Origin of the sequence: Aliagarivorans marinus DSM 23064 (assembly GCF_000429485.1) — a bacterium.
GTDB lineage: Bacteria > Pseudomonadota > Gammaproteobacteria > Enterobacterales > Celerinatantimonadaceae > Aliagarivorans > Aliagarivorans marinus.
The window spans coordinates 285,149-296,560 of the sequence record NZ_KE386908.1 but is presented as its reverse complement, the minus strand read 5'-3'; the positions used below and the strand labels follow the sequence as shown (position 1 = coordinate 296,560).

Genomic DNA, 11,412 nt, shown 5'->3' with positions numbered 1-11,412 from the left:
TTACAGTGCCTAATCGGGTGTATCTCAGCACAGTGATAAAAGCGTCAATTTAACCTATCTTTCTAGATGGCAGCCAAGGAGGGCTGTGCTTAAATCTCATTTCATACAAGGAAGGCCTTATGATCATCGTCTTGTTGATCCTTGTTCTGTTTACCTGCTTGCTGATTGCCCTGCCCGGGCTGCGTAATGCCGAATACCACCCACTCAACGAACACAACCGTCGTCTGGCCAGCGGGCAGTTCGCTCAGTTGCGCCACGGCCCAGTGCATTTTCAATTGCTGGGGCCCGATCAAGGTGAGCTACTGGTGATGTTGCACGGCTTCTCGGTGCCCAGTTATGGCTTTGAGCGCAACGCGATGTGGCTGGCGCGGCAGGGCTATCAAGTGCTGTGTTTCGATTTCTATGGCCGCGGCTATTCGGCGCGGCCGCGCACCGACTACACCCCGGAGCTGCTGGTAGAGCAACTGCATGAGCTGATCAGCTACTTGGGGCTGAGAACCCCCTTTCATTTACTGGGTTTATCCATGGGAGGGTGTATTGCCGCGAACTACACCCGTCGCTACCCCGAGCAGGTGCTCAGTACCATCTTGCTGGCGCCACTGAGTCAACGCATCAACGCAGGGCCATTTCGCTTCGGCAAGCTGGGCCGTTTGCTCTGCTATAGCTGGTTTATTCCACGGATGCCTAATCAACAACTTAAGGAGTTTGTTGACCCTATGGGGCAAGAGGACTGGGCCTATCGCTTCAAAGAACAGATGCACTTTAAAGGTTTTCGTTATGCCATCTACAGCACCTTGATCCACACCCTTGACCACGATCATCAAGCGGCCTATCAGCTCGATGACCACCCAAGCTTGCTGGTTTGGGGAAGCCTCGACAACGTGCTGCCGGTATCCCAAGCCGAGCTACTAAGAAAGCAGCTCGGCGAGAACCACCAATACGTTGAGCTCCCCCACTGCGGCCACTTGCTACACCACGAGCATCCCGATGAGGTCAATCAAGCCATCGTGAACTTTCTCCAGCAACAGGCTTATACCGCCCATCATCACGCCCCCGACTTGGCTGGCTAGACTGTTCTGGCTAGCCTTTTTCTAGCTAGGCTCTTCTGACTAAATAGTGCTGGCCAGCGCCAGCGGACTGCGCGCCTTCCAGCGCTTGGCGCGCTCTAGTATCGGCTGCTCAAACAGATAAAAGCTGAATGCCGCCAAGCTCCAGCTAAGCACCACCACAATGGCCGATAGCTGCCACCATAGCGCCACATCCTGAATCCCCATGTAGTGATACTGCGGCACCCATAGCTCGCGGATCACTTCGATAAGCAGGTAGTGCCAAAGATAAATGCCAAACGACAAGGTCGCGATATGGCGGAACAGGCGGTTATCCACCAACCGATGGCCCAGCACACTAAAGTGCAACCCCAGCAAGATGGCGGCGAACAGCAGAGCGGCGAGCGGTGCCAGATAGGGCTGGCCTGTAAGCGGGTTCGGCGTGCCGGATATCAGCCACTGCTGACTGGCCCAAACAATCGCGCTGAAGCAGGCCAATGCCAGCAAGTCGAAGCCCCAGTGAGCTTGTTGGCGACGCTTTTCCAGACCAGCAATCAACGCTGCCGCCAAGCCACCACACAAGAACTGGCCCATAAATCCGGCCACGTTCCAATAAGGCAGCCATTGCTTGGCGCCACCAATCATGCCGTACTGCCAGCCTTTACCCTCGGTATCGGTCATAAACCATTGCAAGGCCAGTGCGTGCAGCAGCTGCATCAATAGAATAAGCCCCACGCCCCACAATACGGCGCTGGCTAAGCCATGCCAACGGCTGCGCAACAGTGGCCACAGCAGCAGCGGAAGCAAGGCGTAACAGGACACTTCCAGACCAATCGACCACAGCGGCCCATTAAAATCGGTGCTGAAAAAGCTGACATAGTGATAGGGCGCGGTAAAGGTCAGCCCGGCAAGCAAGCGAGACCAGGCATAATCGTGGGGTGCCAGCCAATAATTGAGCGCAAAACTGCATAGCAGCACTAAATAGTAGGCAGGCACAATCCGCGCTGCGCGGCGCAGTGCGTAATCCGAGAGGCGCGGCAGCGCTTGCTGATGTAAATGCGCCCGCCAAAACGGGTAAGCCAGCAGCCCACCCGATAACACAAAGAACAGGCTCACCCCTAGCTCGCCGGCATGCAGCCCGAGCACCAGCGGGTCGTGACTCTGCAGCCGCTGCACCAAGTGATGCACTAACACCGCGATGCAGGCCAATGCCCGCATCCCATCAAATCCTCGTAAACGGCTCATGGATTGCCTTCTCCTTCACGAATCGGTTGTAGTTTTGACAAGCCTTGATGCTCACCGCTTAGTTCCGCCCATAGCTGTTCGCCCTCAAACCACAGGCGGGTTTGGTGGTGCTTATCACCATAGTGCAGCTCGCCATCAGTAAAGTTGGCAACCAATGGCAAGGGGCGGTCATCGATACCCAGAGCCGGATTGGGCCAGTGTTGAAGCACACCCTGTAGCTGGTGTTGCCCCAACTGCTGCTTGAAGTCCAAAGTGAAGATCACCACCCCGCCCCAATTGCCCTGCCAGCGCCCCAAGAAGCGGCTGGCATCCTGCGCTTGAGAGCTAGCTGGTGCTATTGCTGGCATCTGCGCCAGCCAGGTGCGATAGATCGGCACCACAGCGCAGAGGACAAAGCTCAGTAAAAACAAAGCCTTTAAGTAGGTCCATGGGATTGGTTTGGGCTGACTGGCGTGCATAAGCGCTTCTCCTTGCAGTGAGTCCATACTAGTCGTCGCCAAGCGAAAAACTTTGCATAAATTGCGATCTGGAGGTTGTTTTGAAGTAGATTTTTTTTGTTTAATAATGAACCAATAAGTTTCAAGGAATAGGTCATAACAAGATGCCTGTGAACGCCGCCGATCAACCTGGATTAAAGCCCCAGCAGATACGTCAGTTGCATCGCGTTATGGACTACATTGACCTCAATCTGGGTGGGCAACTGCTGCTTGAAGAGTTGGCACAACAGGCCTGCTATTCGCCGTTTCATCTGCTGCGGCTGTTCCGCGACTACCTTGGCGAAACGCCAGCAATCTACGTGCAGCGGCTGCGTTTGGAGCGAGCGGCCACCTTGCTGCAGCGCTACCCCAAGATGAAGATCACCGATGTCGCTCTTGCCACTGGCTTCTCCTCGGCGGCCGTGTTCTCGCGCGCATTTCGCAAGCATTTCGCCATGACCCCAAAGGCTTGGTGCAAACAAGATTTCTGGAAGCCCTGCGGCTACTACTTTTGCTGGCGCGACCAAGACTGTAGCGATTGCCCCAATCGGACCCAGCGCAGTATCGAGTTACCTGAGGACTTCGCGGTATTGCCCGCCGATAGCAGCAAGCCAGAGGGGCTGAAGGATGTGAAAGTGGTAGAGCTGCCGGAAATCAACTTTGCCTATACCCGCGCCTTTGGAGAGTACGGCCCGGGTGCCAGCTACCCCCAGTGGCATAAGCTGTTCGCTTGGATGGATCAGCACCTTAGCTGCCGGCCCCGGATGATGATGGCGCAAGCCATGGATAATCCGCTGGTCACACTCGGCAGCCAATGCCGCTTTGATGCCGGGTTTATCGTCGAGCAGCCACTCCCTGCCAACCGCTTTTTATCCAGTAAAACGATTCCTGCAGGGCGCTATCTAAAGGGCGTGTTCGAGGGGAATGCCCAACAAGAGGCGGCGATGATCCGCCACCTTTGGAGCGATTATATTCCGGAACATGGTTTGCGGGTGCATCCAACCCACAGTGGGCTTGGGCTGGTGAACACCGCAGACTATAGCGAACTGCCGAAGCTGGACCAGCAAAGCACGATCGTTATCGATCACTACATTCCGCTGCTACCGCGCGACAGTCGCCCGAGTATTGAAGTCAGTTAGCCGTTGTGCGCCAACATCTTACGCGCCGCTTCCACCACGATGTCGATGGCGCGGGTTTCGGTTTTCTTCATGGTTTGCTCGTCAGGGATCTCTTGTTGAGTGCGGTTAACAATCACGCCCGCCACACAGCCGGCTTGCCAGCCCTGAGTTGCACAGATAGTAAATAGGCTGGCGCTCTCCATCTCATAGTTGAGCACACCCATCGCCTGCCACTCTTCCATGCTGCCTTGTAGGTGTTTCACCACCCGGCCCGATAAGGTGTCATAACGCTCTTGGCCTGGATAGAAGGTGTCGCTGGAAGCGGTAATACCGATGTGGGTGGTCGCCCCCAACTCTTGGGCACTCTGATAAAGAGCTTGGGTACAGTGGAAGTTTGCCGCCGCCGGGAAACTGGCCGGCGCGAAGTGACCGCTGGTGCCATCAAGGCGCACCGATGCCGTAGTGACAATCACGTCACCGACATTAACTTGCGGCTGGATAGCGCCGGTGGTACCGACACGCAGGAAGCAGCGAACACCTAACTGGGCAAGCTCTTCCACGGCGATGGAGGTCGATGGACCGCCGATACCGGTGGAACATACCACCACGCTGTGACCACCCAGTTTACCCAGGTAAGAGCTGAATTCACGGTGGTTGGCCAGGGGCTTAGCATCAGAAAGCAAGGATGCAATGCGCTCAACGCGCTGAGGGTCGCCTGGGATAATGGCGAGCTTGGCCCCTTCGATCATCTCGGGGTTCAGCCCTAGGTGGAATACACTGGCTGTCATTTGATTGGTTCTCCTTAACTAGCTTACGCGCAGAGCTTAGTGCGCGTAGCTAGGATAAAGTGTGAGCTAAGTCGCAAGGTAAACGGGGACAGAAAATGAATTTAGGATGTTTACCTATTGTGTTTAGCGACCGTTAGATAAGAAAAGTTAGCGATAGATAAGTCGATGCATATGGTCGCGGTAGGCGTCGATGAAAACCTTGAGCCGCATGCAGTTAGCGCGCTCCTGACGATGAACCACACAGATACTGGCTGGGCAATAGAACTCGCCGTCGAACAGGCGCGTCACCAAGCCCTGTTGCTCCGCTTCGCGAGCCAGCACCTCGGATACCACGCTGATGCCCTGCCCCTGCAACAAGAGCTGCCACACGGTACTGTAGCCTTCACTCTTTAACACCTGGTTGATAGCAAATGACTGGGGCTGGGCGCCTTCACTATGCAAGGTCCATTGGCCATTCCCCCAGGAATAAGGGCTGTAGCTAATACAGCGATGATCCTTCAACTCGCGAGGGTGGCTTAGCGCGCCATAACGCTCGAGATAAGCGGGCGCTGCATAGCAGTAGCGTTTGTAGGGAGCTAGCTTGCGCACCGCCAAGCCTTGCCACTCCACCAGATCGGGGCTGATCATTAGGTCGTAATCGCCCAACTGCCCGAGCTGTTCAACCGCAAGGTCGTGAAACGACAGGGTGATCTCTGGATATCGCTGCATAAAATCGGCGATCATCCCGCCTTGGCAAAGCAGGTCGACCACAGCCGGGACACAAGCAATCCGCAACTCGCCTTGCAGGCTGTCCCAGTCGCCACATAGGCTCGACTCCACCGGTAGACGCTGCGCGGAAATTGCAGGAGGTAGCGCGGACGAACTCTTCTCTGCAAGTCCTGCAGACGATGAACGGTTAACACTTCCCCACGAACTAAACCAGCGAAGCACGGTGGCCCTCATTTGCTACTACTCCATGCACATGAAAGAACTAAAGCGATCGCTTTATTTTCCTAAATAACGTGCTAAAAAAATACCTGACCGAATGGAAAACCTGCGTCAGTTCATACATTTAAAAGATAGTCGCCCACTGTCATAAAACTGAAACATTGATTGTGCTAGTTTACAGTTATGAAACATTTAAACGACACAAACCGCGTTAGTTGTTACAGCTCAATGTTTGATTACTACCCGCTAATCACACTCAAACTAGGCTTACTGCTGGCTCATACCTTATGGTGGTATTGCCTCTAGGCAGTCTTACCGTTAACACCTGACCAACATTTTGCTTGGTAACAAAAAAGCCCCACCGAAGTAGGGCTCGTTTCTGTTGTACTGTGCTTATTGAGGGTTGAACACCGCGCTGGTCCCTTCAATCACCTGCCCCAAGGCATTGTCCTGCACCTTGAAGGTCAGCTGATATTCATTCCCGGCCACGCCCGGCCACTGATACTCGTAGTAGCCATCTATCAGATTCGGCGTGCGACAGTCTGCACCATTACAGAGGTAAACAAAGTTGGCAGTCCAGCCTTGGTCTTTGCGCACCGCCTTGAAGGTGGAGCCATCTACCGCCACCAGCCCAAAGTCCGGGTATTCACCGGGGGTTGTCGGTGGATCAATCGGTGGGTCGATCGGTGGATCAATGGGAGGTTCAACCGGTGGGTCTACCGGATCGGTGCCGCCTTCAGCAAAGGTAATCACCTTCTCCTCGCTGATAAACTGGCCGCTGCTGTTGTCTTGGGCTTTGAACTGGATGGTATAGCTCTGACCCACTACCACGCCATCGAAGCGCTTCTTGTAGTAACCGCCTTCCAAGGTGCCCGGTAGGCAGAAGCCGTCTAAGCAGACATACTGCCATGAGGCGCTCCAGCCCTGATCGCGATGGAAGACCTCAATGGTGTCGGCATCGATGTAGCTGAAGCCCAAGTCGCCCTGCGGCTCGACCGGTGGGTCAATCGGTGGATCAACTGGAGGATCGACGGGCGGATCAACCGGTGGCTGGCTGCTGCCATAGCCTAACTGAGCAAATAGCTGCTCGTTTTGCAGCAGCCATACGCCATCGCTCACCTCAGCGGTGAAGTTCTCCTCAATCAGGCTGTTAGCCTGAACGCGGCTGTCACCCCAATAGCCTTCGCCATAGCCATCACCAAAATCGCCCCAGCGCCATTGGTTGTCCCAGTCAGCGTTGATATAGGTAATCGCTTTAACGTCATAGCTGTCGATAAAGTTAAAGAAGGGCACAAACCACTCATCCCAGATCTGCTGGCCGGTCTTGCTCTGGCGGTTGGTGCCTTGGGCCGGATCGGCAGAGTAGTTGAGATCGGCGATCTGGTAGCGCTGTGGGCTCGATTCGTTGATAAAGATCGGCTTGCCCTTGGCTTTGGCAAAGTCCGCCGCTTCGTTCACCGCATCCCAGTTGCAATCTTGCGGTGCGAAGTAAGACAGGCCAATCCAGTCGACATAGGCATTACCCGGATACCAGCTCTCTAGCTGGCCACGCGGGTTCGGGCAATACGAAGAAACCTGCCACACCATCGATATGCGATCTTCAAAGCCCAACTCGCGGATACGGTTATACACATAGCGCCACGAGGTGATCAGATCGGCCTGATTATGGCCATTCCAAGGGCCATCTACTTCGTAGGCCCAACGCAAGTAAACCGGCCGGTCATAACCGTAGAGGCTCTCCAGCAGGTTAGTGATATTGTTGTTGTAAGTTCCCGCAGCCACGGCATCCACCTGCCCATTCATCGAGATCCCGGCGATGATGGCGCGATCAGGATACAAGCTGGCGAGTTGATCCAGATTGTTGCGACCAGCACCGGCATCGGCATCGCCATGCAGGCCGTCCAGCGCGGCAATCCCCACGTAACCGGTCACTCCACCAGCGGCAATACTGGTTTCGTTATGAAAGTCATTGATGCTATCCACATCCTGACCCACGCTGAACAATCGCCCTTGTTCGGGCACCAACGGCGCTGCCGTCAGGCCGGCGGATAACGCCAGACCACAGGCGAGCGATATGACACTCAAGCTTCTACGCTTCATGGTTTTTCCTTGTTAGCTATTGGGCAAACATCCTGCCTGCCCGGGTTTTCTCTGCTAGGGATTCCCCCAGCTTTTCGCTTGAGAGGCACCCGACCGAGCGCCTCTCGGTTGCTGCGCCTATAACGAACGCAAGAACTGGATCAGGCTTTGCTGCTGCTCCGGTGACAGGCCGTTAAACCCGGCGACCGCATTCACCGCATCAGCCTCGCTGCCCTCGTCATCATGCATCTGGATCGCCTCACTCAATGAGCTGGCGCGACCGTCGTGCAAGAACAGCAGTGGCCGCTCACGCATATGGTGGATGGCCATCTGCTCAGCATCATCGCCGTCATACAGGGCAATGCCGATATCGATCTGGCCACTGACCAACTTGTTGTTGTTCTCCAACAGGTCGATGTTGCGGCCCAATCCCCACAGCGGCGCAGTCCGGTAAGTACCGCCGGCCACCTGATGCAGCTTCATATCGGTATAAGGGCGGATCACCAAGTCGCGGAAGGCCTCGGGGGCATGCTCACTGGTCACCTGCAGCGGCTGGTGACAGTTGGTACAGCCGATGTCGTGGAACAACTGCTCGCCCTCGCCCACCGCCGGATCGTCGTAGCTGCTGGGGTAGCGAGCCGGAACCGTCAGGTACTCGGTGTACTTGGAGATAAGCTCAAGATTGGCCGCAGAGATCTGCGCTTCGTCGTTGGGGTCGATACCATGATCGTTAACCAGCGCATTCTTGATCTGCTGGCGTACTGTCGGCACGTCGCCCGTCCAGGTAAAGCCGGCCTCACGACCATCGATGTACTGCAGCAAGCCCACGCCATAAGTTGGCGGGGCGATGCGTGGGCCATTGGGCGTATTGATCACCTCCGAGCCACGACCATCGCGGTAGTGACAGTCGCCACAGGCTACCGGGCCGCCCTCTTTCACCTCGGGCAGCTCGTTACCGATCCCGGTGTCACCGGGGTTAGAGCCAAGGTTCTCCTGCCCCGGCTCTTCGTTGCTGGATTTTTGCAGCTTCACCCCATGGAACAGGTGGTGGCCCCATAGGAAGTCATCCACTTCAGAGGGATCGTGCAAGGTGGTCAGGTGCTGAGTAAACAGCCCACCCTTCTCGATGATCATGTCGTGGATGCCAGCGCCGATATGGCCGTTCTTAAACTCGCCGCCATAGTTTTTGATGTTAAACACCATGTGGGTGCCGCCTTTGGGCACCAGCGACAAGCGAGGGTCGCCAATCGGTGAGTGGAAGCCCTGACCGATGGTGTAGTACTGGAAGGTGTTGTAGGTTTGCGCGGTAATCAGCCCCACCACACCAGTCATCTCGAAGCTCACGTTTTGCCCGTAGCTCCAGCCGCCTTGGGTGTAAGTGGTCTGGTTGTTGGAGGGCTCAAAGTTGTAGACCCAGGTCGGCAACTTGGCATCGCCGGCTCCGTTTTGTAGCCCTTCCAGACGCACCAAGCCTTGCTCTGTGCCGGTATAGGAGATCGGCATGTTGAGATCGAGGGTCAGGGTTATCGAGCCATCGGCTTCGGTGGTCTCAATCGCATCGATGGAGTAGCGCGCCAGATCGGCGACCCGTGACGAGTTATGGGTGGCATCGCGAATGGCTTCGGTCACACCGTCGTAGGCACGTGGATGGCGGAAGCGCATCCAGTTAGCGCCGGTGTCGGTGTAGACCTCGCGGGTCGACAGGTCGATACGCTGACCATCGTTGATAAACAACGCCGTGTAACGATAGGCCGAAGCCGGATCGAAGTCGTCGTTGTTATCGATCACGTACTTGCCCGCTCCCGGATTGGTCATCTCGTAACGGAAGAAGTACCAGTAGCGGCTAGCAGTGGTACAGACCTCGGGAATGGCCGCAGAGCCGCTGCTTAAGTCGGTCTCGTAGAAACTAACCTGATCGAGGGTACAGAACATACTGACCGCTGAACCTGATACTGCGCCTAAGGTCGCGCCAAACTCCCAGCTCACCTGATTGCCATCGATATTAAAGGCAAAGCCATTGTTCGGCGCACTCATGCTAAGCGGGGTGAGCAAGGCGCGCTGATAAAGCTCCTGCGGCACCGGTGCCAAGTTCAGCGCCACCAGCGGCCAGCTTTCACTCACGCCATCCAATTGGCCCGGCTCGCTATCGGCCGCGCGCAAGTAGAGCGGCATGCCGTTGTAGGTGACCTGCAGGCTGCCGTCAGGGAGAGTAATGGTGCCCAAGCTGCCAGACAGGCGTGAGGAATCAACCAAGGCTGCCGGGTCTTCAACCTTCAGTGCCGGCCAGGTCGCGCAATCAATGCAGTTGCTGACTCCTTCTGAGTCTGCCGCAAAGGTATACAGGGTATAGCCGAAGTACTCAGCCCCTGCGCCAATACCGGCTACCAGGAAGTTACCGACACTGGCGTCAAAGCCCACATCCCACGCTGGCAGTATTTCTGGGGTGCTTGGCGCCACTACTTGCGGGTCTTTACTACCTGCTCCGCCGGGGCCGCCACCGCCCGGGGTGCTGCCATCGCCTTCCCAGTAGACTTCCCAACGCGGGAAGGCATCGGTGCCATAGCCGGGGATCTTCAGCACCGCATTGTAGGTTTGGCCGACCCGCATATTGTTTTGCTGTGCCTGCCAACGACCGCCGACCAGCTCGGCGCGATAGCAATCGGCATCATCATCCTTACACATGTAGTAATCGCCACCGGGCCAATCCGGCTGGTTGGTCGCCCAGTACAGTGCGGTGCTGTTATCGATGACCTCGGCGCCATAGTCGCCTTGGGGCGGCTCACTGTCATCAGCAACCACAAGCTCGGCCTGCTGCTGGCGGCTGTCGCCCTGATCGTCGGTTGCAACCACGTTAAAGCTGTAAGTGCCCGCCTGAGTCAGCGCTACCTGCCACTGATAAGGCGCAGCAGTTAAACTACCTGCATCGATTTGGCCACCTTCCGGCTCGCTGATGGTCAAGGCCACGCTGGCGATGCTGCCATCGCTATCGCTAGCACTGGCTGCAACCGTGATACTGTCGCCAATCACAAATTCGCCATCCGGCAGGCTAATGCTCACCTGCGGAGGCAGGTTACCGGTGGGTACTTCAGCGACATTGACCACAGCAGTTTGCTCAGTGCTCAGATCACCATCATCGGTTGCCACCACGCGCCAGCTGTGATTGCCAGCTGCTGCATCTTGCACCGTGGCTTGGTACGGCGCTTGGGAGAGAGAGCTGTATAACTGCTCGCCCGCGCCGGGAAGGCTTAGGTAGAAATCAACGCTGACCACCTCGCCATCGCTATCGCTGGCATTGGCTTGTAAGGTGTAGCTGTCGCCCTCGAATAGGCTGCCGCTGGGCGGAGTTAAGCTCAGGCTAGGCGCTTGATTAGGCGGTGGCGTGGTGCCTCCATCGCCCGCGGTCACCGTATACTCCGGCGAGATATACTGGCCGGTGGCGTTATCTTGGATCTTGAGCTGAATCAGGTAGTCGCTGCCGGCGCTTACCAAGCCGGTCACATCGCGCTGCCAGCGACCATTGACCAACTCACCAGCGGTGCAGTTGTAGTCAAGGCACAGGTAGCTCCAGCCACCGGTCCACCCTTCATCATCGAAGTAGAGAGTGGCGCTGCTGCCGACCTCAATGCCTTGGCCCGCCCAAACGGTAGATGCAGAAAACGCCAGTGCGCAGGCAAGAGTATGCCTGCGCCATGGCGTGGTGTGATTACGTTTCATAAAGTTATCCTTAACTAAA

8 protein-coding genes are annotated in these 11,412 nt (G+C 56.3%); 2 read left to right on the top strand and 6 right to left on the bottom strand.

Annotation, left to right across the window (positions count from 1 at the left end; genetic code table 11):
* Positions 1–119: 119 nt before the first annotated feature.
* Positions 120–1,070 (top strand): alpha/beta fold hydrolase, encoded by a 951-nt coding sequence (locus G461_RS24860; protein ID WP_051333695.1) that lies wholly within the window; start codon positions 120–122, stop codon positions 1,068–1,070.
* A 39-nt stretch (positions 1,071–1,109) separates the two neighbouring features.
* On the opposite strand, the gene G461_RS24855 is transcribed toward G461_RS24860, so the two are convergent.
* Together G461_RS24855 and G461_RS0118930 are read right to left on the bottom strand one after the other, a co-directional pair.
* Positions 1,110–2,291 carry an acyltransferase family protein gene (locus G461_RS24855; protein ID WP_051333694.1) on the bottom strand — a complete coding sequence of 394 codons (1,182 nt, stop codon included), beginning with the start codon at positions 2,289–2,291 and terminating at the stop codon, positions 1,110–1,112.
* Positions 2,288–2,749: a hypothetical protein gene (locus G461_RS0118930; RefSeq protein ID WP_026973017.1), complete on the bottom strand. Its 462-nt coding sequence runs from the start codon at positions 2,747–2,749 to the stop codon at positions 2,288–2,290. The genes G461_RS24855 and G461_RS0118930 overlap by 4 nt, the downstream gene beginning before the upstream one ends.
* A 143-nt stretch (positions 2,750–2,892) precedes the next feature.
* Between G461_RS0118930 and G461_RS25700 the strand changes: the two genes are divergently transcribed.
* Positions 2,893–3,906: an AraC family transcriptional regulator gene (locus G461_RS25700; protein ID WP_026973016.1), complete on the top strand. Its 1,014-nt coding sequence runs from the start codon at positions 2,893–2,895 to the stop codon at positions 3,904–3,906.
* On the opposite strand, the gene udp is transcribed toward G461_RS25700, so the two are convergent.
* The 4 genes from udp to G461_RS0118905 form a co-directional block, all read right to left on the bottom strand.
* Positions 3,903–4,673, bottom strand: coding sequence for a uridine phosphorylase (gene udp / locus G461_RS0118920; protein ID WP_026973015.1), 771 nt, complete (start codon positions 4,671–4,673; stop codon positions 3,903–3,905). The two genes, G461_RS25700 and udp, sit on opposite strands and share 4 nt — an antisense overlap.
* A 147-nt stretch (positions 4,674–4,820) precedes the next feature.
* Positions 4,821–5,615: a LysR substrate-binding domain-containing protein gene (locus G461_RS25695; protein ID WP_084429384.1), complete on the bottom strand. Its 795-nt coding sequence runs from the start codon at positions 5,613–5,615 to the stop codon at positions 4,821–4,823.
* A 378-nt stretch (positions 5,616–5,993) separates the two neighbouring features.
* Positions 5,994–7,700: a family 31 carbohydrate-binding protein gene (locus tag G461_RS0118910; RefSeq protein ID WP_026973013.1), complete on the bottom strand. Its 1,707-nt coding sequence runs from the start codon at positions 7,698–7,700 to the stop codon at positions 5,994–5,996.
* Positions 7,701–7,817: 117 nt separating this feature from the next.
* A complete protein-coding gene (locus tag G461_RS0118905) occupies positions 7,818–11,393 on the bottom strand; it encodes an Ig-like domain-containing protein (RefSeq protein WP_026973012.1) in 3,576 nt (1,191 codons plus the stop codon).
* Between the last annotated feature and the right edge of the window lie 19 nt (positions 11,394–11,412).

What these genes read in the sequence shown, in the direction of transcription:
- G461_RS24860 (WP_051333695.1), top strand. Translation starts at nt 120, where the DNA reads ATGATCATCGTCTTGTTGATCCTTGTTCTGTTTACCTGCTTGCTGATT.
- G461_RS24855 (WP_051333694.1), bottom strand. Translation starts at nt 2,291, where the DNA reads ATGAGCCGTTTACGAGGATTTGATGGGATGCGGGCATTGGCCTGCATC.
- G461_RS0118930 (WP_026973017.1), bottom strand. Translation starts at nt 2,749, where the DNA reads ATGCACGCCAGTCAGCCCAAACCAATCCCATGGACCTACTTAAAGGCT.
- G461_RS25700 (WP_026973016.1), top strand. Translation starts at nt 2,893, where the DNA reads ATGCCTGTGAACGCCGCCGATCAACCTGGATTAAAGCCCCAGCAGATA.
- udp (WP_026973015.1), bottom strand. Translation starts at nt 4,673, where the DNA reads ATGACAGCCAGTGTATTCCACCTAGGGCTGAACCCCGAGATGATCGAA.
- G461_RS25695 (WP_084429384.1), bottom strand. Translation starts at nt 5,615, where the DNA reads ATGAGGGCCACCGTGCTTCGCTGGTTTAGTTCGTGGGGAAGTGTTAAC.
- G461_RS0118910 (WP_026973013.1), bottom strand. Translation starts at nt 7,700, where the DNA reads ATGAAGCGTAGAAGCTTGAGTGTCATATCGCTCGCCTGTGGTCTGGCG.
- G461_RS0118905 (WP_026973012.1), bottom strand. Translation starts at nt 11,393, where the DNA reads ATGAAACGTAATCACACCACGCCATGGCGCAGGCATACTCTTGCCTGC.